Here is a 22910-nt window from a genome sequence, read left to right on the forward strand (position 1 = left end):
GTGGACGACCCGTGATCGGCGACGCACCGATCGACGGACTCTACGCCGGTTCGAACGGCCACTACTACACCGACTGGGAAGTGACGCGAAACCTCAGGCGCGGGACGTGGCGCCGCTGCATTCGTCAGCGGGAGCCGGATCGCCGCCTCGTCGAAACGACCGAGGGCGGCTTGCTCATGCTGACGGCGATCGAGCCGACGTCGTTGCCGACGTGGGTCGAGATCCGCGTGGCGGGCGACGCTGCGCGGGTCGTCGACACCCGGTATCCGTCGCTCGAGACGCGCCGCTGACGCGGCGATCGGCGTCGATCGGCGCCGCTCGGATGCGTCGAACCTGCCCGCCGGCGCGACTGACCGCCCGGGCGGAATATAAAGCGTACCGATATAAACGCGGACGGCATAGACCGTCCCGGTCGAACGACGCGGCGTGAATCGACGGGCGTTTCTCGGGGCGGTCGGATCGGTCGCGTCGCTCGGAACGTTCGCGTACGCGACCCGCGCCGGCGGCGAGACCCTCGAGGTGCGCGTTTGGTTCTCGGACCGGGCGGCCGACTACGACAACGTACCGGACCGCATTCGCGAGTACCTCGGCCGGATCCTCGATCTGGGGTTCTGGACGGTCGAGCTATCGATCGGCGGGACCGTCCCGGTATCGACCGAGGACGGCGCACAGGTTACGCGCCGCGGCGAGTGGCCGCTGGCGATCGCCGCGGGGGCGCTCGGCGCGCGCGACCTCCGGCCGGCCGCCGACGTCAACCTGCTCGTCACGGACGGGGGGATGCGACGCGCGCCGACCGGCTACGGGCTGCCCCGGGTCGCGTCGGTCGGCGGCGCCCGGTACATCGACGACCTCGAGCCGTTCGACGAACTGTTCGGTGGCGCCGGCGGCGATAGCGAATCGGGGGCGGAACCGGACCCGCGCCGGATCGCGCCGATGACGGACGCGACGCGGACGATGCAGGTGCTCGTCCACGAGGTCGGCCACGCGCTCGGTCTCAAACACGAACACGGCGTCGCGTTCCGGGCCGGCGATGCCGTCGTCGCAACGCCGATGATAAGCGCGTACGCCTTCGATCCCGACCACGAGACCGATCGCTCGCGGTGCGGGACCGACTATCCGGACCCGACCGGTCGCGAGCGCGCGCTGAGTTTCGCCTTCTCGTCGTGTGCACGCCGGGAGCTAGCGGCCGCTGCTGGCCAGTCTCGGCTCGTGAATTCGTGGCGGCGACCCTGATCGGCCCGCGTACTCGCGGCGCTGTGCGCTTCGAATACTGCGATCGTAGCGACGGCAAACACAGAAACCGAAACCGCGTCTGTCCGTTCGGTTACTCGTCGTCGTCCTCGGGCTCGCCGCGCGCGAACTCCGCCTGCGCGTTGGCGTCGCCCTCGACCTCGACGTCGCCGGCGCTCGGTCCCTCGATAAGGGACTCGAAGTCGTCGACCTCGTCGTACTGGTCGCGGTAGACCAACGCCGCCTTCCCCATCGAGGTGATCTCGTAGAGGCCGGACCGCTCGGCCGGGCCGATCTTCTCGACGAGTCCGTAGTCCTCGAGCACCGGCAGCCTCGTGTTGATGTTCTTCCGACTCTTCCCCGTGTGCTCTGCGAGGTTCGTCGCGACGTTTCGTCCCTTGTCCTCGAGAGCCTCGAGGATCAGGAAGTCAGTTGGTTGACGTAGCTTCACTCTAGTTCACTCTCGTAGGTGCAACTATATTTCCAGTGGTAACTAATACTTTCGGCTCTCAGGCGCCGTTCTAGTGGTTATTACCATCGGAAGAATTATTGGTTACGGTACTGATCGTTCGCGTGGGCACGATCACGGCAGTTCTCCCGGACCCCCGACGCGACGGCGATAGACGTCCCCCACTCGCCCTGATCGTGCCCGGCCTGCCCCTGTCGGTTTCACGACCCCGGTGGCGCTTCCCGTCCTCACTCCGCGAGCAGTTCGACCCCCGTCGTCTCGAGCCACTCCAGAAACGACGCCACGTCCGCCGGCGACGCGACCCGTGTCGAGGCCGCCGACGGCTCGTCGTCGCCGACCAAGATGCCGACGCCGTCGGGTTCGACGGCCCGAAACGCGGATTCGTCGGTCGTGTCGTCGCCGATATAGAGCGCCACCGTGTCCTCCGGCAGTTCCGCGTCGATCAACTCGACGGCGTTCCCCTTGCCCCACGGAATCGACGGCTCGATCTCGAGGATCTGTTTTCCGCCCGAAATCTCGAGCGCGTCGCCGCCGAACCGGTCGACGACCTCGCGCGTCCGGCGCTCGACGACGGGGTGTGCGGCCTCGGGGACGGACCGGACGTGAACCGTCGCGGTTAGCCGCTTGTCCTCGATTCGAGCGTTGGGAATCGGCTCGAGGGCCGTCTCGAGCGTCTCGCACGCGCGTTCGATCCGCGTCGCCCGCTTGCGAGCGACCGGGTGGACGGCGACCGAGCCTCGCCGCTCGAGCTCGAGCCCGTGGTTGCCGGCGTAGATCGACGGCCCGTCGATGCGCTCGCGGACGTCGGTCAGCGCGCGGCCGCTGATGATCGCGGTCGTAACCGCCGATTCGGCCGCGAGAGCCTCGACCGCGGCTTCGTTCGCCGGCGTCGGCGCTGCCTCGTCGGGCTCCTCGACGATTGGCGCGAGCGTGCCGTCGAAGTCCAGACACGCGAGTAACCGCGAGGCGTTCGAAAGCGCCGTTCGAACGGCCGGGAGCTGTTCCTCGAGCGGGTCGGGAACGGTGTCGTCAGTCGTCATCGATCGGGGACGCGTTCGGTCGTCGGCTTCGACGCGGTGCGTTATGCCGTCGTCGTCCATTCGTGGGAGTCGCGGTCGTCGTCCTCGTTCTCGCCCTTATCCTCGTTCGAATCAGTCGCCGTCGACTGTTCGCCGTGAACGTGTCGAATCCAGTCGAACTGCGTGTCCATCCACGCCTCGAGGTCGTGATCGAACACGCGGGTCCGCAGGGTTTGCATCCGCTGTCGCCGTTCGTGTATCGGCATCGAGAGCGCCCGCTCGAGCTGAGCGGCCGTCCCGTCGGCGTCGGTCGGATCGATCGTGAGCGCGTGGGGCCCGAGTCGTTCGTGGGCGCCCGCCCGGTCGCTCAGGAGCAGCGTGCCGTCGCCGTCGACGTTCGCGGCCACGTACTCCTGGGCGACCAGATTCATCCCGTCGGCCAGCGAACTGACGACCATTACGTCCGCGTAGCGGTACAGCGCACAGAGCGCCTCGTGTTCGACGTAATCCTCGGTGTAGACGATCGGCTGCCAGTCGTCGGTGCCGAACCGGCAGTTGATTCGGTCGGCCTCGCTACGGACGTGCTCGCCGTACCGCTGGTAGGTCGGAATGTCGGTCCGCGAGGGCGTCGACTTCTGGACGAAGGTGAACTCGCCGCGCCAGTCCGGGTTCCGCTCGAAGAAGCGCTCGAGCGCGGCGAACCGTTCGGGGATGCCCTTCGCGTAGTCGAGGCGGTCGACGCCGAGGCCGAGGACGGTGTCGTCCGGGATCCCGTACTCAGTACGGATGTCGGTGAGTTGCGATCGGTCGACCGCACGGGCGTCGCGATCGTACTTGTCGGCGTCGACACCCATCGGCGTCGCGACGACCCGTGTCGTGTGTCCGTCGTAGCGAACCGTCCCCTCGCGGCGATCGACGCTGGCCGAGGGAAGGTACTGCTCGACGCAGTCGAGGAACTCGGTCGCGTACCAGTCGACGTGAAAGCCGAGCAGATCGTTCCCGAGCAGCCCCTCGAGGACGTGGCCGGCGGCGGGACACTGCTGGAAGGTCTCGGGGGATGGCCACGGGATGTGCCAGAACTGCGCGACGGTCGTCGACGCGGGGACGGACTGGCGAATCAGTCGCGGCGCGAGCGCGAAGTGGTAGTCCTGCAGCCAGACGATCGAGTCGTCGGCTGCGTGCTCGACGACCGCATCGGCGAAGCGCTCGTTGACGGTTCGGTACCAGTCGAAGTCGTTCGACCGGTGGTTGATGAGGTCGGTAAAGCCGTGACAGAGCGGCCAGAGGACGCGGTTGCTGAAACCGTAGTAGTACGACTCGACGGCCTCCTCGGAGAGATCGATTCGACGCAGCGTGTACGCTCCCTCGTCGGGCGGAACCTCGACGCAGTGGTCGTCGTCCGCGACCGCGAAGTCGGCGTCGCCGTCGCCCCAGGCGATCCAGGTCCCGTTGGCTTCTTGGACGACCGGATCGAGCCCCGCGGTCAGCCCGCCGGCCGGTTCGTCGACGGTGATAGATCGATCGCGCTCGTCGTCATCGCCGTCACCGTCGCTCTCGTACTCGTGACGGTACGGCTGCCGGTTCGAAACGACGATCAGCGAGCCGGGGCAGTTCGGGCCGTCCGATCGGGGGTCCTCGATCGCCCGACCGCGTCCGCCGGCACCGACCTGGCCCCGATACGAATTCGTCGACGACAAACGCTCTTCAGGGAATCGCATTCGCTGCGTATCCACAGTCCGGCGACGGGTTGATTCGCGGCCTGCGATCGCATGGGGATTTAATGACTCGTCGGGATACGTCTCCCCGAGCGTTCGTTCGACGAGTGCGCCTCTGACGGCTGCTATACGCGGAAATTGTCGGTTCCGGACGATCCACAGTTGGTCGCGACCGCCTGAAACGAAGTCCGCGACCGTCCCCGACGGCACGCCGCGAGCAAGCCCGTCCCGGACGCGATCCGGTCCCTAAACCTACTTCCCGCAGTCGGCCGATGATTCGGCCATGGCTGTGGACACGCCGTTCGACCAGCGACTCGCCGCCTGCCGGCGCCGACTCGAGGAGGCAGCCGCCGACCTCGCGGTCTGTTTCCCGAGTCCGAACCTGACCTACCTCACGGGGTTCGAGGAATCGCCGTCCGAACGGCACCTGTTGCTGTTCGTGCCCCGCGAGGGGATGGATGCCGAGCCGACGCTCGTCGCACCGACGATGTACGAGTCCCAACTCGCCGCGCTTCCGCCGTCGACCCTCGAGTTGCGACTGTGGGACGACGAGGAGGGGCCGCTCGGGACGGTTGCGCGGACGCTCGAGGACATGGACGTGCTCGAAGACATGGACGTCGATGTACGCACACACGCGAGTCAAGACGCCGACTCGAGTGCGAACCGCGAACCGACCGTCCTCGTCGACGATCGCATGTGGGCGACGTTCACTCAGGACCTGCGGACGCTCCTGCCCGACGCCGAGTTCGGCCTCGCGAGTGCCGTCCTCGAGCCGCTTCGAATTCGAAAGGATAACCTCGAACTCGAAACGCTCCGCCGGGCCGCCGAGATCGCGGATCGCGTCTCGCTCGAGGTCCGCGAGCGGGGTGACGAGTTGGTCGGCTGGACGGAGGCCGAACTGGCCGCCGAAATCGAGCGCTTGCTCGCCGAGTACGGCGGGGAAGAGCCCGCGTTCGAAACGATCGCCGCGTCGGGGCCCAACGGCGCGCGACCCCACCACCACAGCGGAGATCGGGAGATCGAACGCGGCGATCCGATCGTGCTGGACTTCGGCGCGTTCGTCGCCGCCGATCTCGAGGGCGGAACTGCTCGCTATCCCGGCGATCAGACCCGAACGATCGTCGTCGGCGAGCCGCCCGCGGAGTACGAGCGCGTCCACGAGGTCGTCGCCGAGGCCCAGCAGGCCGCGGTCGAGGCCGTCGAGCCCGGGGTCGCAGCCGAGGACGTGGATCGGGCCGCCCGCGAGGTCATCGAAGACGCCGGCTACGGCGACGCCTTCGTCCACCGGACCGGCCACGGCGTCGGCCTCGAGGTCCACGAGGCGCCCTACATCGTCGACGGAAACGATCGGGAACTCGAGCCGGGAATGGTCTTCTCCGTCGAGCCGGGGATCTACCTCGGGGATCGGTTCGGCGTCCGGATCGAGGACCTCGTGGTCGTCACCGAGGACGGCGCGGCGCGACTCAACGACTCGCCGCGCGGCTGGGAAACCGGCGCCGGCAGTCGGTGACTCCGGGGCTCGCCGAGTCGCGATTCTGCGACGCCGCTCGCGTGTCGCGCCCGGACAAAAAGGGGCGACGATAGGCGACGAAAGAAGCAGGGGTGAAGCAGCCGAACCGGCTGCTCAGTAGTAGTACAGCTCGAGTTCGTGGCCGCAGTTCTGACAGCAGGTCTCCCGGCCCTGGAGCCGGTTCGACCCGGTGTCGCTGATACCGGGGCCGGCGGGCAGCGATGCAGCGATCGTCGCATCACATTCGGGACAGCCGATCTGCATGGCCGAGCGGTTCGCTTGCGACATACATCGGGTGTATGCTGACACCCCGATTAGTTATACCAGCCGTACGCTGCCGAACGCGTTCCGTTCCGGACCGTTCGAATCGGTATACTGTCGTTTACGTCGTCGAACGGGTGAAACGGTGACTAGGGTTTGATTATCCGCAGTCGGCCTCGTTCTCGAGCGAAGGTGGGCCTTCCGACGCGGCGGCCGCGGCTGGTGGTGTGAGGGCGCCTATCAGTTGCGGGAGTGAAACTGGACGGCCGGGACGCGGTCCCTTCGGGAGGCGTACCAACGAACCTTTGACCTCGCCATCCTACGAGACAGATATGGAACGACGGACGTATCTGCAGGCGCTCGGGGCGGCGGGCACCGTCGGACTCGCCGGTTGTCTCGACGACGCGATGGGCGTCGTCGGACTCGGCGACGACGGGACGGTACTCGGGCCGCCGGAGCAGTCGCGCGGCGATCCCGACGTCGCGGCCTACCCGGTCCACGGCGAGGAGTTCCCCGCCTTTTCGCTCCCGGATCCGCTCGCCGACGAGACGATCACCCGCGACCAGTTCGCCGGCGAGCGGGCGATCGTCATGACTTACTTCTTCACCTCGTGTCCGGACGGTGCCTGTCCGGCACTCATGACGCGGCTCCGTCGCATTCAGGAGGACGCCGCCCAGCAGGGGTACGCCGACGACATCGCCCTACTCGCGATGACGTTCGATCCCGAACGCGACACGCCCGACGTGCTCGCCGACTACGCCGCCGAGCAGGGGGTCGACCACGAGGCCGACAACTGGCACTTCCTTCGCCCGGAGACGAACGAGGCGGCCCGGGACGCAGCCGACACGTTCGGACTCGGACTGCAGCGGATCGAGGACGGCGAACCGGGCGCCGGCGGCGGACACGGCGGTGCCGGCAACGAGAGCGACGGCCACGAGGGCAACGAAAGCGGCCACGACGACCACGACCACGGCGAGTACACCTTCCAGCACATCAACCTGATCCTGCTGGCCAACAAAGAGGGAGTCGTGGAACGATCGTACCCGCAGGCGCTCAACACGGACATGGCGGGTATCGAGGACATCGTCGACGACGCACGAACCGTCGCACGGGAGTGATCGATCGTGCACCGACGCGACCTCCTCACCGGGCTCGGAAGCGCGGGCGTGCTCGCGGGCGCCGGAGCCGTCGCCGTCTACGGCCTTCCGTCGGTCGACGAACTCACCGGCGAGGCCGAGAGCGACGACGAGGAGGAACCCGCCGACCCCCTCGAGCTCGAGACGATCGACGCGCCGGGCAGCGAGCCCGGCGAGATGCTCGTCCCCGAACCGGGTCGGCCGACCTTTATCGACCTGTTCGCGACGTGGTGTTCGCCCTGCGAGAAACAGATGCCGGCGCTCGCCGACGCCCACGAGCGGGTCGCCGATACCGACGTCCAGTTCGTCTCGGTCACGAACGAGGGGATCAGTCACGACGAACTCGCCGCCTGGTGGGAGGAACACGACGGCAGTTGGCCCATCGCGGTCGACCCCGCCGCGGAGTTGAGCGCGCGCTACCTCGAGTCGGGCTACCCGACCGCGGTCACGATCGACGCGTCCGGGCGGGTGCTGTGGGCCGACGACGGCGTCAAGTCGGCCGACGAACTCGTCGGCAAGATCGAGGCCGCGATCGACGCCAGCGAGGAGGGCGGCGACGGCTAACATGGTCGACGCGACGACCCTCGAGTCGCTGACGTTCGCGCTGATCGCCGGGATTTCGACGTTTTTCTCCCCGTGTGCGTATCCGCTTTTGCCCGGCTACGTCGGCTTCTACGTGAACCAGACCGACGGCGAGCGGGCCTCGCTGGGCGGTGCACTCGGCCGCGGCATCGTCGCGGGACTCGGCACGCTCGGGACGTTCGCCGTGCTCTTCGGCTCCGCGTTCTGGATCGGCCACGCGACGCTCTCGAACATCGTCTACTTCGAGCCGCTGATCGGCGCGCTGCTGGTCGTCTTCGGCCTGCTGGTCGTCTTCGACCGCGCGCCGTCGCTGTCGGTGCCGCTGCCCCAGCGGCGCTCGAGCGTCCTCGGGTTCGGGGTCTTCGGTGCGGGCTACGCGCTGGCCGCGGCGGGCTGTGTCGCGCCGCTGTTCGTCGGCGTCGTCGCGCAGGCGCTGTCGCTGCCGGCGGCGTCGGGGATCGCGGTCGTCGGAACCTACGTCGGGAGCATCGTCGTCCTGATGGTCTCGTTGACCGTCGCCACCGGGATGGGGCTGCTCGCGGGTGCCGGTCGGTTCGTCACCCACGGGAAGCGCCTCAAGCGCCTCGCAGGGGCGATCATGATCGTCGCCGGCCTCGGGCAACTCTACCTCGCGGTGGTCATCCTCGACGTGATCTGACCCGCCCGAGCGGGCGAGTGTCGGCCCGCGGACGGCGACCTCGAGCGGGGGATGCGGCCTCGAGCGGTGCTTCGAGTGCGAGTACTGCAGTCACGAACGGACAGTCGTTTTCTGAGCGGTGTCGCGTACTGCCCGGAACCGCGCCCTCTCCCCGGCACCCGCAGGTCTGAAAGGTATCCCTCCGCCTGTCGAATTACCGACAACGATGTATCAGGACATCATGCTCGCGACCGACGGCAGCGAGGGTGCACGCCAGGCGACCGAACACGCGATCGAACTCACGCGACAACTGGATGCCAATCTGCACATCCTCTCGGTGTCCGAAGACGGCCCCCACGCAACCGACACCCGGGACGAGATGCGCCACGACGAGGAGGGCGAGGCCGTGGGGGCGGTCGAGGAGGCCGAACGGACCGCGGCCGACGCGGGCCTCGATGTCACGTCGACCATCCGCCACGGCGTCCCGCAGGAGGAGATCGTCAAGGCGGCCGAGGAGAACCCGATCGACCTCATCATCGTCGGCACGGTCGGACGCTCCGGACTCGATCAGTTGGTCGTCGGCAGCGTCGCCGAGGAAGTCGTCCGGAACGCGCCGGTTCCGGTCGTCGTCGTTCGGGAGACGTAGCGGTATCGTCCGAGCCGATCGCCGCCCGAACCGCCGAGACTGGCGCTGCACGATACTCGCCGGGCGGCCCGCCCCGTAATCCGGTGCTACCCGTCGATACGAGATCGATAATTAACCCGCCGGCGACGGAATCGGCCTCCACTGTGGGCTGCCGTTCCGGCGGGACCGCCGATCGAACGCACCTCGAGCGCCCGCGCAATAGGATCAGCGACACGCGCGAGGTGAGCGACCGATGAGCGACGGCGCTACCGCGACGGTCGGCGATGTCGTTCGCGTGCTCGTCGTCGGCGACTCGCCTCGGATCGACCGCACGGTGGACGCTCTCGCCGGCGCGTTCGATTCGGGCGCGCTGGTCCGGGCGCGGTCGGTTTCGGAGGGGCTCGAGCGGCTGGCCGAGACCGAGGTCCACTGTCTCGTCTGCGAGTTTCGGGCCGATCCCGGTGCCGCGGATCGCGGGGACGGCCCCGCTCGGCTCGAGCGCCTTGCGGCCCGAACCGACGCGCCGATCGTCGCCGTCACGGACGGGGCGTCGGCCGACCGGGCGCTCGAGGCCGGCGCAACCGACGTCGTCGAAACCGACGACTCGAGCGCCGTCGTCGCGACTCGCGTTCGAAACGCCGCACAGCGCTGGCGGCTCGCCACCGAAAAATCGGACCTGAACCGGCGCGCTCGTGCTATTCTCGAGGGATCCGATGCGCTCGTCCTGACTGTCGACGAAGACGGCGCGATCGCGTACGCGAGCCCCGCCGTCGAGTCGCGACTGGGGTACACGCCGGACGAACTCGAGCGCACGACGCTCACCCAGCTTGTCCATCCCGACGACCGCGACGACGCTCGGGACCTGCTCGCGGCCGTCGCAGCGGCGCCGTTCGGTGCGAGTGAGCGCCGGACGCTGCGGCTGGGCGACGGCGACGGGCGGTGGCGGCTCGTCGAACTGACTTGCGCCGACCGCCTCGCGGCACCGGCGATCGACGGCCTCGTCGTCACCATCACAGCCGTCGGTCCCGCCGGCCGCGACGACGGCGTCCGAGCGGCGATCGACCGCCTCCCGGGACCGGTGTTCGCGCTCGGACCCGACTGGGAGCTGCGGTACGCGAACCCGGCCGCGCGGCGGTTTTTCGACGGCGAGCCGCGGCCGGGGACCGTCGTCTGGTCCCTGCTGCCGGAGTCGATCCGCGATACGTTCTCCAGCCGGCTTCGAGAGGCCGCGACGACCGGATCGACCGTCCGCTTCGACGCGGCGGTCGGCGAACGCCGACTCGAGGTGGTGGCCGCGCCCGACGACGACGGGCTGACGGTCCTCGCTCGCGACCGGAAGCCACCCGGGACGTCGGCACTCGAGTCGCCGCAGGGACGGCAGGAGCGCGACCGCCTCGAACTGCTCGAGTCGACGATCGACGCGCTCGAGGACGGAGTAGCCGTGCTCGAGGGCGAGACGATCGAACTGGCGAACGCGGCGCTGCTCGAACTAACCGACGCGACGACGCTCGTCGGCCGAGAGGTCGACGCGCTGTTCGACGACGCCCTCGCGGCGACGGTTCGCGAGCGCGCCCGATCGCCGATCGTCCGCTGGATGGAGCCGATCACCGGGCGCCTCGTGGCAGGTGGAGGTGAGCGATCCGAGTCGGACGCGTCTGCAGCACCGAGCGACGCCGACGGTCTCGAGGCCGGTGACGGACGGCCCGTCGACGTCTTCGTCGCGCCGCTTCCCGACGACGAGCGAGAGCGGACGCTCTGTGTCGTCCGGGATCGGCGCCGTTCTGGGGCCGCGGCGCTCTCGTCAGTTCAGGATGCGCTCGCCGACTTGGCTCGCGCGGAGACCGATGCGGACGTCCGTCAGGCCGTCGTCGACGGACTTCGTGCTGCCACCGACGCCGAGTTAGCCGCCTGGTACCTCGTCGACGAGGACCGACTCAGGCCCGCGGCGATGACGACCCGCGACGGACAGCCGGCGGTCGAACTGCCGCCGATCGAGCGCGATCCGCCGGCGTTCGACGACCGTGATCGGGACGAACCGGACGCCGGCTCGAGCGGGGGTACGGACCCCTTCGCCATCGACCAGCCGACCGTCTACGACCGCTCGGCCCTCGAGCCGGCGCTGGCTCGGTCCGGAATCCGGGCCGAGCGCGTGCTCGCCGTCCCGGTCGACGACCGCGCGGTCGTGCTGGCGACCAGCAGCGAACCGATGGCGTTCGAGGCGCTGGATCTCGACGCTCCGGCGGCGCTGGCGGATGCGGCGTCACTCGCTCTCGACCGGCTCTCGGAGCGGGCCCGCGTTCGCGACTGCCGCCGCGATCGCACGCGTCTCGAGTCGGCCCTCGCCCGCGACGAGCGACTCCGGACCTGCGAGCGCGACCTGCTCGCAGCGGAGGCACGGGAGGCTGTCGAACAGCGACTCTGCGACGGCGTGCTGTCGCTCTCGTCCGCCGACGGGACCGACGGCGACCGCGACCGCGACGACGGCGTCGAACTGGCGTGGGTCGGCCGAACCGCCGCGGGCCGCGAGACGCTGACCGCGTCGACGTGGGCCGGTCGCGACGGCGAGTTCCTCGAGTCGGCATCGCTTCCGCTCGAGGCGGACGCGGACGATCCGGCCGTCCGGACTGCGACGCGCCGCGAGCCGACGGTCGTCGACGATCTCGAGGCCGCCGTCCGGGATCGCGAGAACGGGGCGGACGTCCACCGCGAAGCGCTCGAGCGGGGCTTCCGTGCGGCGCTGAGCGTCCCGATCGAACACGACGAGTTCCAGTACGGGACGCTGACCGCGTACGCGACCCGGTCCGCGGCGTTCGACGAAGACCTGCGGGCGGCCTGTACGCACCTCGCGAGCGTCGCCGGCCACGCGATCGGCGCGCTCGAGCGCAAGCGCGCCCTGCTTTCCGACAGCGTCGCCGAACTCGAGATCGTCGTCCGCGACGAGTCCGAGCCGCTGTCCGCGATCGCTCGCGGCGTCGGCAGTCGAATCGACGTCCGGACGGTCGTCCCGCGGACGTCGGGCGGTTCGACGGTGTACTGCACGATCGCTGACGCCGACCCGGCGGCGATTCAGACGACGCTCGACGGGATTTCAGCAGTCGAGTCGTTTCGGGAGGTCGGCGACAACGACGACGGTGATGACGAAAATGGCGGGGATGACAAAACCAGTCGCAATCGAGTCCCTCTCGAGATCCGCCTGTCGGCGTCGACCGTCGCGGAGACCCTCGCGGAGTACGGCGGCGTGTTGCGCTCGATAGAGCCGGTCGACGACCGAGCTCGACTCGTGATCGAACTCGCGAGCACGGTCGACGTGCGCGCGTTCGTCCGAACGATCGAGCGCACCCACTCGGGGACCGAACTGGCCGCACGCCGCGAGCGAGACCGGTCCGTCCCGCCCGCGCGCCCGTTCGACGCCGAACTCCGCGACCGCCTTTCGGAACGGCAGTTGCGAACGCTCGAGGCCGCCTACTACGGCGGGTTCTTCGACTGGCCCCGCGAGAGCACCGGCGAGGAGGTCGCCGAGACGCTGGGGATCTCCCAGCCGACGTTCAGCCGTCATCTTCGGTTGGCCCAGCACAAGCTATTCGAACTGCTGTTCGACGAGCGGGGCGAAGAGTGAGAGTGTGGGTGAGGGCGAGGGTAATACGCTATTTCTTCCGCAACAGGGAACCGGGGAGTGACCGTCGACCAGTGTAGTTCGACCTTATCCGGCCGACGATGGCCGGTAAGACACTATTTCTTTCAGCGCGTAGCTGACGGATAACCGATGCGTGAATCAGTATTGACGACAGCCGATTGATCGGTTCCGTGTATAGCGTCTACGACCATGTACTCGCGGTCGAATCACGCATTCGATGAGCGTGTCCCCGGTAATACGAACTTACACCGATACCTGTCGTCCATCCGGATGGCGGATGCTGCTGTGAGCATCGATCTCTCCGACGTCGAGTCCGCCGCTCGAACTGACCCGGACGCCGAGGGGGCCGAAGCCCCCGCCGAGACCGATGCCGAGGCGCCAACCGGCGACGCGGCCGATGTCGACCGCACCGGCGTCCGCTCCGAAGCCGACGGCGGCATCGTCGCGCAACTCCGACTCGATCACGCCGACCTCTTCCTCCGCCCGACCCTCCGCCGCGCGACCGACGTCACCGTCGAACCCGACTACTGGACCACCGTCGAAAACGACCGCACCGTCGTCTTTCTAACCGTCTACGGCGCCGAATTCGACGCCTTCGAGGCCGCCCTCGAGGCGGACCCGACCGCCGCCGATCCCGTCCTGGTCGACCGCTACACGGATCGACGCGTCTACCGGGTCGCCGTCGCCGATCGGACGCTGACGTTCGTCGAGCAGACGGCCGCCGTCGGCGGGCGCGTGCTCGAGATGACCAGTTGCCGGGCCGGCTGGTGCGTCCAGTTACGATTCCCGAGCCGCGACGATCTCGTCTCGTTCAACGAGTACTGCCGAGAGCGCGGCATCTCGCTGACGGTGGATCACCTCCGCGTCTCGGACGACGAGGACGACGGCGTCGTCGCGCTGACCGAGAAACAGCAGGAACTGCTCGCGGTCGCCCACGAGGAAGGGTACTTCGACGTCCCCCGCGGCATCTCACAGGACGAACTGGCGGACCGACTCGGCGTCTCGAAGTCGGCCATCTCCCAGCGCCTTCGCCGGGCGATCGGCGAACTCTGCGAGTCGACGCTCTCCCGCCGCTAACGGCCGATCGTCTTCGGGTTCTTGGTTGGGTTCGGATACCAGTTGCTAGTCGCTCGAGGGGCGATCAGTACGACGTGCTTTCGAGCGCGAGGCGTGAAAATACGGCCGATCGAGAATATCGGCTCGAGTGTAGTTCGATCCCTCGACCCGAGTGTAAGAGTGTAACTGTGCGTCCGAAGCCGCGAACTCGCGTCCGAGGTATCGCGCGCGGTGAAGCGGCCGCGGGTGCGGTCGTCGTGGTTGCCGTTACTCGTCGTCGTCGGCGTCGTCCTTCATCGAGCCGAGCTGGGAGACGAGTTCGTCGGTCGAGATGTCCGACTCGAAGGACATCTCCCCGTTGTGGTCGTTCTCGTGGACGTTTACAGCTTCAGCGGTGTCATCGTCGTCGTTCGTCTGTTGCTGTTGCTCGGATTCGTCGTAGCTACCAAAACCCATACGTAGACCACGACGCCGCCCCTCAAAGGTGTGGCGGTTCGGGGGTAGTTCCGGGAGTCGTTGGCACCCGACGCCGTAGTGCGGTCTCGCCCCGCGAGCGCTACTTGAACCGGAGGAACTGCCGGTCGTACTCCGGCTCGCCGCGGCGGGGGTGAATCGTGATGAACGACGCCGGTGGAAGCTCGGCCAACCGGGCCGGCAACCCCTCGAGTTCGGTCCGCCAGCCGACGTCGCCCCGCCGCGGCGAGAGCGTGACGATGAGGTCGTCGTCGTCGGTTTCTCCCTCGAGGCGAGGGACCAGCCGGTGCCAGCCGTCGAGCGAACTGAACTCGGCGGCGGCCTCCTCGTCGACCATCTCGAACAGGTGCTCGAACTGGTGGGCCGAGCCGTCGACGACGATCACGTTCAGTTCGGCACCCAGCGTCGCCGCGAGGCGCTTGACGAGGTGGACGGCCTCGTAGAACCCCTCGTGGTGGTCGACGCCGATGGGGACGACGACGTGAATTCGCCGCGTCGTGTTGATCGGGTGGCCGAGCCGCGAGACCAACACGGGCCGGTTCGTCCGCTCTAACACCTGATCGATGATGCTGCCGAAGATCCGGTGGCGGAAGCTCCGCGCGGCGTCCCAGCCCATGACGATCTGATCGGCCTGTACCTCCACGGCACCCTGAACGATGCCCGAGGCGACGTTGTGGTTGACCCGCGTCTCGGTCTCGACCGACACTTCGGCCGCACTGCCGACCTCGGCTAACTCCTCGAGTTCCTCGGTAACTGCGGCGATCTCACGCTCGGTCGCATCGTCGCTTCGGTCGGGTTGGACGACGGTCATCACGTGGACCGGTTCGGTGCCGCGGTCGCCCCTGATGACGAACGCCAGCTCCATGAGCCGTCCCTGGTGTTCGGCGTCGTGCGACAGCGGCAACAAGATCGTGGGATCCGTCGCCGCGTCGTCGCCGCCGACGTCGCGCTCGAGGGCCAACGTCGTGGCGCTGCGCTCGGTGAGCCAGGGGCTCAAAACGGCGGTGACGACCAGCATCAGGACGACGGCGTTGAGCACGGCGGCGCCGAACAGCCCGAGGTCGTAGCCGATGAGCGTGATCGCCAGCGCGGCTGCGGCCTGGCCGGTCGAGAGCCCGAAAATGACGGTGCGTTCGGTCGGCGTGTAGTCCTGGACCGCGGCGACGAGCCAGGCGGCGGTCCACTTCGTGACGAACATGATCCCCGTGATGACGGCGGCGATCCACAGCGTCTCGAGGCCGTCGAGGATGACCGTCGGATCGACGAACATCCCGACGTGCAGCAGGAAGAAGGGGATGAAGAAGGCGTTGCCGACGAACTCGATGCGGTTCATCAGGGTGCCGCCCTCCGGAATGTGCCGGTTTAGTGCGATACCGGCGATAAACGCGCCTAAGATCGGCGCGAGTTCGAGCAGTTCGGCGAGGCTCGCGGTGGCGAAGATCGCGACCATTACGAACAGAAACTCGAAGTAGCTCTCCTCGCTGAACGTCTGGAAGAACCGCCGCGAAACCGGCGGCAGTACGAACAGCGCCCCGCCGAACAGGACGACCAGCGAGAGGCCGACCCGTGCGAACAGCCACGGCGTCAGATCGCCGCCGACGGCGCCGGTGACGATCGCGAGGACGATTAGCGCGAGCGTATCGGTAAAGAGGATACCGCCGAAGACGGCCGCGACCGCCCGGTTTTTCGTCACGCCGAGTCGGTTGACGATCGGGTACGCCAGCAGCGTGTGCGAGGCGAAGACCGACGCGAGCAACAGCGCGGCCCAGAGGTTCAGGCCGAGCACCGCGTAGACGACGCCGGCGCCGACGACGAACGGCAGGCCGAAACTCGTCAGGCCGAAGATCGCCGCGTTCTCGGGCGCCTCCTTGAACCCCTGCATGTCGAGCTCGAGGCCGACGGTAAACAGCAGGTAGATCAGGCCGACCTCGCCGAGCAAGACGATCGCGTCCGAGTGGCTGACGAACTCGAGTGCGTCCGGGCCGATCGCTGCGCCGAAGAGAACGACGCCGACGATCCCCGGTTGCCCGAGGCGTTTGACCAGCAACGGGCCGACCAGGAAGATCGCCATCGCGACCGTAAAGACGAGCACCGGCTGCTCGAGCGGCAGTCCGACGTCAGTGAGTAGCGGTTGAACCATCTAGATCGTAACTCGAGAGAGCGTCGAAACGGGTGGAAAGCGATCAGTACGACTGAACCGAATCGTAGTCGCGGACGAGGGACGGGGGCGTAATAAAACGGGGGGTTTCCGGTAAGGTACCCGATCAGTGTCGTGTACGCAACGAATGTGCGCCAATCGAGTCGGGATCGTCTCCAATAGCGGACCGAAAACCCATATCTGACCACTTTCGAAGGTCGAATCGGATCGTATACGGTTCGCTCCGTCTATACCTCGTTTCCGGGGAGCGATCTCCCCGAATCGTTTAACCGACGTTTTGCCGCGTGAACCGTCGGTTCATCGGGGGTTATATACGCGTTCGGGAGGCCGTACGTTTTCGGTCCGGTCGTGTTTGGTTGACATACTTCAGCTGATCTCCGTATTTTAGAGTCGTGTGTTCGAATGCAACCCTCGAAGGGAACATACGATCACAATAGTGGTCAAATTAAATTACTGTCCGCGGAATACGGGTCGGAAACTGACTGCGCGACCGCTCGAGAGTACTCCATCGCTACCGGGATCGGTAGCCAATCTATAGTAATGGGCTCGGCTTACCTGGTTCCTCTCATGTCCGTGTATCAGTTCCGATCTCGACGGGTCTCCGCGGACGATCGACCACGCACGCCGCCAGCGCGATCGTCACGGACGGCCAGCGATATCTACGCACGCGCGAGTTCCGCCCCGGAATCGAGTTTGCATCCGAGTCCGGAGTCGGCCTCGACTGTGTCGACCGGTGCATCGAGTCACACGCTAACCGACGTTCGCCGCCACGCTGCACGGTGATCGATAGATGTGTGGAATAATCGGGCACGTCGGCGACGGCAACGCACTCGAGACGCTACTAACTGGCCTCGAGAACCTCGAGTACCGAGGGTACGATTCGGCCGGCGTCGCGATCCAGAACGGCTCCGGCATCGACGTCGAGAAACGCTCCGGGAAGGTCGAGGAGCTAAAGGAAGCGATCGACGACCCGCTCGAGGGCGACGTCGGCATCGGCCACACGCGCTGGTCGACCCACGGGCCGCCGACCGACGAGAACGCCCATCCTCACACGGACGGCACCGAAGACGTCGCGGTCGTCCACAACGGGATCATCGAGAACTACGCGCAACTCAAGGAGTGGCTCCAGGCCAAGGGCCACGAGTTTACGAGCGACACCGACACCGAAGTCATCCCCCATCTCATTCAGTACTATCTCGACTCGGGACTGGACAACGAAGCCGCGTTCCGGAAAGCGGTCGAGGACCTCGAGGGCAGCTACGCCGTCACCGCGATGCTCTCGGGCGAACACGTCCTCTACGCCGCCCGAAAGGGATCGCCGCTGGTCGTCGGCGTCGAGGACGACGAGTTCTTCCTCGCCAGCGACGTCCCCGCCTTCCTCGAGTACACCGACAGCGTCGTCTACCTCGAGGACGGCGACGTCGTCGTCGTCGACGAGAGCGGCGTCGAGTTCACCGACCTCGACGGGAACCCGATCACGCGCAAGCCCGAGACCGTCGAGTGGGACCCCGAACAGGCCGGCAAGGGTGAGTACGACCACTTCATGCTCAAGGAGATTCACGAGCAGCCCACCTCGCTGGCGCAGGCGATCGAGGGCCGGATCGACCCCGAGAACGGCCGGATCGCCCTCGACGGGTTCGAACCCGGCGCGTTCGAGGAAATCGAGAGCGTCCAGCTGATCGCCTGTGGCACCTCCTACCACGCGGCGCTGTACGGCTCGCTCGCGCTGAACCAGGCCGGCGTCGAGTCGACGGCGCTTTTGGCCAACGAGTACAGCGTCGCCGCGCCGCCGGTCGACGAGGACACGCTCGTCATCGCCGTCACCCAGAGCGGCGAAACCGCTGACACACTCAACGCCCTCCGCCAGGCCAAATCCGAAGGTGCGGACACCCTCACCGTCACGAACGTCGTCGGTTCCACGGCCGCACGCGAGGCCGACGATGCGCTGTTCATCCGCGCCGGCCCCGAGATCGGCGTCGCCGCGACCAAGACCTTCTCCTCCCAGGCGGTCATGCTCACGCTGCTGGCCCAGCGGATCGCCGACGACGCCGCCGGCGAACCCGCGGCCGACCTCGAAGCGCTGCTGCCCGACCTCGCGACGATGCCCGAGCAGATCGAGGGGATACTCACGGACTCCGACGCGGAGTGGATCGCCAGCCGCTATCAGGACAGCCGGTCGTACTTCTTCATCGGCCGCGGCCTCGGCTACCCCGTCGCGCTCGAGGGCGCCCTGAAGTTCAAGGAGATCACCTACGAGCACGCCGAGGGCTTCGCCTCCGGCGAACTCAAGCACGGGCCGCTGGCGCTGGTGACGCCGGAGACGCCGGTCTTCGCGATCTTCACCGGCGAGGAGGACGAGAAGACCCTGAAAAACGCCGAGGAGGCCCAGACCCGCGGCGCACCGGTTGTCGCGGTCTGTCCCGAGGACCACCGCGCCGTCGAGGTGGCGGACGCTCACCTCGAGATCCCCGAGACCGATCCCGACCTCGCGGGGCTGTTGGCGAACGTGCAGCTCCAGCTCGTTTCCTACTACGCGGCCGACCTGCTGGATCGACCGATCGACAAGCCCCGAAACCTCGCGAAGAGCGTCACGGTCGAGTAACGGCGCTGTTGCGGTCGACGGTCATCCACATCGGGATCGAACTGGTCTTTTCTAGAAACCGAATTTTCGTATAAACGGGGTTGGACGTCACTTGCACTGTTCCCGGTCCGGCTTCGCGCTCCGGTCGTCACTGGGTCGATAGCCGCGTCGCAGCCCGCAGATGGACGAGCACGAGGCAGCGTTTCGGATAGGTCCCCCGTCCCCACAGGAACGCCTCTCGAGCGTGAACGGTGCGCCACCGAGTGGGAGTCTCCGAGGCCGCAGGACGCTCGGCCACCCCCGTAGCCGTCGTCCCACGGCGCCGAGATGAACGACCCACACTCGACGACGTCGGAATCGGAACTGGAGGGTCGGTGATCCGAATGATACCGATCGACACCCTCCAGATAGGCTAGCTCTTCGTGAATATATAAAGTCACTACCTGATAGCTACGGTTCAGTGCGGATCGCCGCGACTAGAGGACGCTACCGGCGACGACGTAACCTCGAGTCAGAAGCAGAACCGTGGCCGTTATCGATCCCGTTCGACGACTTCGCCGGGTTTCGTCGTCGCGCCGGTGTCGAGTTTCAGCCCCGGCGTGAGGCTCGTGTTGATCCCCGTCTTCACGTCGTCGCCGGCGACGACGCCGAACTTCCGGCGGCCGGTCGAGACGCGGTCGCCCTTGACGGTGAACTTGACGTCGGCCTCGTCGTGGCGCAGGTTCGCGACGGTCGTCCCCGCGCCGAAGTTGACGTCCCGGCCGAGGACGCTGTCGCCGACGTACGAGAGGTGACCCACGGTCGCGCCCGGCGAGAGCACGCTGTTTTTCACCTCGACGCCGTTGCCGACCTTCGCGCCCTCGCCGATCAGCGTCGCGCCGCGGACGTACGCGTTCGGGCCGACCGTCGCGCCCGAGCGGATCAGGGCCGGGCCCTCGATCACGACGCCCGGCTTCACCGTCGCGCCCTCCTCGACGACCACGTCGCCCTCGAGGTGGGCGTCGTCGCTCACCGCGCCGTCGAGGCGCCGCTCGAGCTCGCCGATCTTCCACTCGTTTGCCTCGAGCAGTTCCCAGGGGCGGCCGACGTCCATCCAGCGATCGAGCGTGACCGGCGTGACGGCGTACTCGTCGATGACCCGCCCGAGCACGTCCGTGATCTCGTGTTCGCCGCGCTCGCTCGCGGGGACGTCCAGCCACTCGCGGGCGTCCGCGGGGAACGCGTACGCGCCGGCGTTGGCGAGGTTCGTCGGCGGCTCGGCCGGTTTCTCGACGATGTCGGTAATCGTGCCGTCGGTCGTGCTCAACACGCCGTAGTTGCTCGGCTCGTCGACCTCGACGGCGCAGACGGCCGGACAGGCCTCGAACAGGCGTTCGATCGCGGCCGGGTCGTAGAGGTTGTCGCCGTTGAGGACGGCGAAGGGTCCCTCGAGGTGCTCGCGCGCGGCGTTGACGGCGTCGGCGGTGCCGGCCTGTTCCTCCTGGACGGCGTAGCTGACGGGGACGCCCCGGTATTCCGAGCCGAAGTACTCCCGCACCGTCTCGGCCTCGTAGCCGACGACGAGGACGATCTCGTCCGCGCCGGCGTCGACGGCCGCGTCGACGGTGTGGGCGGCGAGCGGTCGATCGGCGACGGGCAGCATCGGTTTCGGCACTGACGCGGAGAGCGGTCTGATCCGCGTCCCTTCACCCGCCGTGAGAACGACAGCTTTCATGCCCCACCGTACGCCGATTCGGGGGATAATTATACGGGTTCTACTCGGACGTTGCGAGCCACGCCGATGGCGCTCGGAGTCGGTGTCACGTCCGGTTGACTCGCTCGGTACTGGCTATCGGTATCGGTTCTCACGACCCCTGATCAGCGATTGGACGCCCACCGGGATCGGTACCGTCGCGACGACCGATTCAATCATCAACACGCCAATGAGTAACACCTACTTACCCGGCAGAAATACGATATTTATCGCGAATTAGCGCGTGATACTGCCGATATCTAACTCGTTTCGATCACCGACTGTGACCCGTCGCAACGAGTGACTAACCTTCTCAGACGGAATTATGGGGTCTATAGTAAATACCGTTCTGTGGCTACGGGCTGTTGATGTCGACGGAACCATCCGACGCGAAGTGGACGCCGATGACGTCTCGAGAACACACGAGCGCCCCCCGCTGTGTCAACTGTGGGAACCAGGTGACCCGGCAGTTCGCACGCGTCTTCGGGGACAATCGTGACGTCGTCCACGCCTGTCCCGACTGTGCGACGTATCGTGAGATGAAGACGTCCGATTTCATCCCCGAAGAAGCCAGATAACCGGTTAGTTTCGCTTGTTCGCGCTGCAGTGGCGCGATCGTGTCCGTATCGACGCTACCGACGGCCGCTGCTGATTGTCTCTGGCACGTTCACAGCACCTCAGTGATACCGACGAGCGATGCAAGCGCTACCGGACCGTCCGTGACCGTTACTCCGTCCTCGTCTCCGCCGTCGTCGCCTCGAGCGCATCGCCGACGAGTGCCTGCGCCTCCTCGAAAACCCGCTCGGCGGCGTCCGCCTCGCGGGCTTCGGCAGTCACCCGAATGAGCGGTTGCGTACCGCTTGCGCGGAGCAGGAACCAGCCGTCGTCGGTCTCGACGCGGACGCCGTCGAGCGTGTCGACGTCGTCGTAGCGATCGCTGACGCGCGTCCGAACCGCCTCCATCACCGCGGCTTTGTCGTCGACCTCGAGCGACGTCCGGCGGATCGGGTACCGCTCGATCGCGCCGGCGAGCTCAGAGAGCGGGCCGCGATCGGCGACCAGTTCGACGAGCTTAGCGGCGGCGAGCGGGCCGTCGGGACACCGGGTTTCGGCGGGCCAGATCCAGGCGCCGCTGGGTTCGCCGCCGAAGACGACGCCGTCCTCGGTCGTCCGCTCGGCGACGTAGACGTCGCCGACCTTGGTCCGGGTGAGCGTCGCGCGGACGGCCGCGAGTGCGTCGTCGACCGCGAGGCTGGTATCGACCGGTGCGGCGACGCGGTCGCCCTCGCCCGCGGCCTCGCGAGCGAACAGCGCGAGCAGGGCGTCCTTCGGGACGAAGGTCCCCGTCTCGTCGACGGCCATCATCCGGTCGGCGTCGCCGTCGTGAGCGATGCCGAGATCCGCGTCGGTCTCGGCGACGAGCGCGGCCAGCGTCTCGAGCGTCTCTTCGTTCGGTTCGCTGGGACGGCCGGGGAACGAGCCGTCCTGCTGGCCGTTCAGCGTTCGGACGTGACAGCCGAGGTCGGCGAGCACTTCAGCCGTGACCGCGCCGGCGCCGTTGCCGAGGTCGACGATCACGCTCGGGGTCGACTCGAGGTCGACGGCGGCCGCGATCGCCGCGGCGTGGTTTTCGCGAGCGGTGTCCCGGCGACGACGGACGCCGAGTTCGTCCCACGCCCCGAGGTCGTAGTCGTCCTCGCGGATTCGACGTTCGATGGCGTCGCGCTGCTCGGGGCCGAACGCCTTCCCCGAGGGGTTCCAGAGCTTGAGTCCGTTGTCCGGCGCCGGATTGTGCGAGGCCGTCACGACGATCCCCGCGTCCGCGTCGAAGTGCTCGATCGACCGCGCGATCGTCGGCGTCGACTCGATCCCGACCTCGAGGACGTCGGCGCCGCACTCGCGCAGCCCCGACGCGACCGCGTCGACGAGCAGGGTGCCGCTCTCGCGGACGTCTCGCCCGACGACGACGGTGTCGTATCCCTCCGATGCGACCGCGCGGCCGACCGAAAGCGCAAGGTCCGCCGTAACGTCCTCGCCGACGGTGCCGCGGATACCGCTGGTTCCGAACATACGCGTCGGTGATGCGACGGA

The 22910-nt window shown here is 67.5% G+C and carries 19 protein-coding genes; 11 read left to right on the forward strand and 8 right to left on the reverse strand.

Annotated elements, in window-relative coordinates:
• Window positions 1–11 precede the first annotated feature (11 nt).
• On the forward strand, window positions 12–290 hold the full coding sequence (locus tag ATJ93_RS01475) for a hypothetical protein (protein ID WP_120242870.1): 279 nt from the start codon (window positions 12–14) through the stop codon (window positions 288–290).
• Between the two features lie 136 nt (window positions 291–426).
• Window positions 427–1233 carry a peptidase M10A and M12B matrixin and adamalysin gene (locus ATJ93_RS01480; protein ID WP_120242871.1) on the forward strand — a complete coding sequence of 269 codons (807 nt, stop codon included), beginning with the start codon at window positions 427–429 and terminating at the stop codon, window positions 1231–1233.
• A gap of 91 nt (window positions 1234–1324) precedes the next feature.
• Here the strand turns inward: ATJ93_RS01480 and ATJ93_RS01485 are convergent, their stop codons facing one another.
• From ATJ93_RS01485 to ATJ93_RS01495, 3 genes are all read right to left on the reverse strand, one after another.
• Window positions 1325–1681 (reverse strand): winged helix-turn-helix domain-containing protein, encoded by a 357-nt coding sequence (locus tag ATJ93_RS01485; protein ID WP_120242872.1) that lies wholly within the window; start codon window positions 1679–1681, stop codon window positions 1325–1327.
• Between the two features lie 245 nt (window positions 1682–1926).
• A complete protein-coding gene (otsB, locus tag ATJ93_RS01490) occupies window positions 1927–2739 on the reverse strand; it encodes a trehalose-phosphatase (RefSeq protein ID WP_120243883.1) in 813 nt (270 codons plus the stop codon).
• A 41-nt stretch (window positions 2740–2780) separates the two neighbouring features.
• Window positions 2781–4436, reverse strand: coding sequence for an alpha,alpha-trehalose-phosphate synthase (UDP-forming) (locus ATJ93_RS01495; RefSeq protein ID WP_120242873.1), 1656 nt, complete (start codon window positions 4434–4436; stop codon window positions 2781–2783).
• 286 nt (window positions 4437–4722) lie between these two features.
• On the opposite strand from ATJ93_RS01495, the gene ATJ93_RS01500 reads away from it, so the two are divergent.
• Window positions 4723–5943, forward strand: coding sequence for an aminopeptidase P family protein (locus tag ATJ93_RS01500; protein ID WP_120242874.1), 1221 nt, complete (start codon window positions 4723–4725; stop codon window positions 5941–5943).
• 114 nt (window positions 5944–6057) lie between these two features.
• On the opposite strand, the gene ATJ93_RS23430 is transcribed toward ATJ93_RS01500, so the two are convergent.
• On the reverse strand, window positions 6058–6231 hold the full coding sequence (locus ATJ93_RS23430) for a hypothetical protein (protein ID WP_170155485.1): 174 nt from the start codon (window positions 6229–6231) through the stop codon (window positions 6058–6060).
• A gap of 305 nt (window positions 6232–6536) precedes the next feature.
• Here ATJ93_RS23430 and ATJ93_RS01505 point away from each other — a divergent pair, with 305 nt between their 5' ends.
• The 6 genes from ATJ93_RS01505 (at window position 6537) to ATJ93_RS01530 (ending at window position 13895) form a co-directional block, all read left to right on the forward strand.
• Complete coding sequence (locus ATJ93_RS01505; protein ID WP_120242875.1) at window positions 6537–7322, forward strand: SCO family protein; 786 nt, start codon at window positions 6537–6539, stop codon at window positions 7320–7322.
• Window positions 7323–7328: 6 nt separating this feature from the next.
• Window positions 7329–7904, forward strand: a complete 576-nt coding sequence (locus ATJ93_RS01510; protein ID WP_120242876.1) for a TlpA family protein disulfide reductase — start codon at window positions 7329–7331, stop codon at window positions 7902–7904.
• 1 nt (window position 7905) lies between these two features.
• Window positions 7906–8580, forward strand: coding sequence for a cytochrome c biogenesis protein CcdA (locus tag ATJ93_RS01515; RefSeq protein WP_120242877.1), 675 nt, complete (start codon window positions 7906–7908; stop codon window positions 8578–8580).
• Window positions 8581–8785: 205 nt separating this feature from the next.
• Complete coding sequence (locus ATJ93_RS01520) at window positions 8786–9205, forward strand: universal stress protein (protein WP_120242878.1); 420 nt, start codon at window positions 8786–8788, stop codon at window positions 9203–9205.
• Window positions 9206–9437: 232 nt separating this feature from the next.
• A complete protein-coding gene (locus ATJ93_RS01525; protein WP_120242879.1) occupies window positions 9438–12800 on the forward strand; it encodes a bacterio-opsin activator domain-containing protein in 3363 nt (1120 codons plus the stop codon).
• 303 nt (window positions 12801–13103) lie between these two features.
• Window positions 13104–13895, forward strand: a complete 792-nt coding sequence (locus ATJ93_RS01530) for a helix-turn-helix domain-containing protein (RefSeq protein ID WP_120242880.1) — start codon at window positions 13104–13106, stop codon at window positions 13893–13895.
• Between the two features lie 246 nt (window positions 13896–14141).
• Here the strand turns inward: ATJ93_RS01530 and ATJ93_RS01535 are convergent, their stop codons facing one another.
• Together ATJ93_RS01535 and ATJ93_RS01540 are read right to left on the reverse strand one after the other, a co-directional pair.
• Window positions 14142–14330: a DUF5786 family protein gene (locus tag ATJ93_RS01535; RefSeq protein WP_120242881.1), complete on the reverse strand. Its 189-nt coding sequence runs from the start codon at window positions 14328–14330 to the stop codon at window positions 14142–14144.
• A 100-nt stretch (window positions 14331–14430) separates the two neighbouring features.
• Window positions 14431–16488, reverse strand: a complete 2058-nt coding sequence (locus ATJ93_RS01540; protein ID WP_120242882.1) for a cation:proton antiporter — start codon at window positions 16486–16488, stop codon at window positions 14431–14433.
• 808 nt (window positions 16489–17296) lie between these two features.
• Here ATJ93_RS01540 and glmS point away from each other — a divergent pair.
• Window positions 17297–19108, forward strand: coding sequence for a glutamine--fructose-6-phosphate transaminase (isomerizing) (gene glmS / locus ATJ93_RS01545; protein ID WP_120242883.1), 1812 nt, complete (start codon window positions 17297–17299; stop codon window positions 19106–19108).
• 511 nt (window positions 19109–19619) lie between these two features.
• Here the strand turns inward: glmS and glmU are convergent.
• Entirely contained in the window at window positions 19620–20801 is a 1182-nt protein-coding gene (glmU, locus tag ATJ93_RS01550) for a bifunctional sugar-1-phosphate nucleotidylyltransferase/acetyltransferase (protein WP_120242884.1), read from the reverse strand.
• Between the two features lie 386 nt (window positions 20802–21187).
• Between glmU and ATJ93_RS01555 the strand changes: the two genes are divergently transcribed.
• The gene (locus ATJ93_RS01555) at window positions 21188–21397 is read left to right on the forward strand and encodes a DUF7563 family protein (RefSeq protein WP_013880584.1); all 210 of its coding nucleotides are present in this window, start codon (window positions 21188–21190) and stop codon (window positions 21395–21397) included.
• A gap of 148 nt (window positions 21398–21545) precedes the next feature.
• Here ATJ93_RS01555 and glmM read toward each other — a convergent pair whose 3' ends face one another.
• Window positions 21546–22889 carry a phosphoglucosamine mutase gene (glmM, locus tag ATJ93_RS01560; RefSeq protein ID WP_120242885.1) on the reverse strand — a complete coding sequence of 448 codons (1344 nt, stop codon included), beginning with the start codon at window positions 22887–22889 and terminating at the stop codon, window positions 21546–21548.
• Between the last annotated feature and the right edge of the window lie 21 nt (window positions 22890–22910).

It is taken from the genome of Halopiger aswanensis (assembly GCF_003610195.1).
GTDB lineage: Archaea > Halobacteriota > Halobacteria > Halobacteriales > Natrialbaceae > Halopiger > Halopiger aswanensis.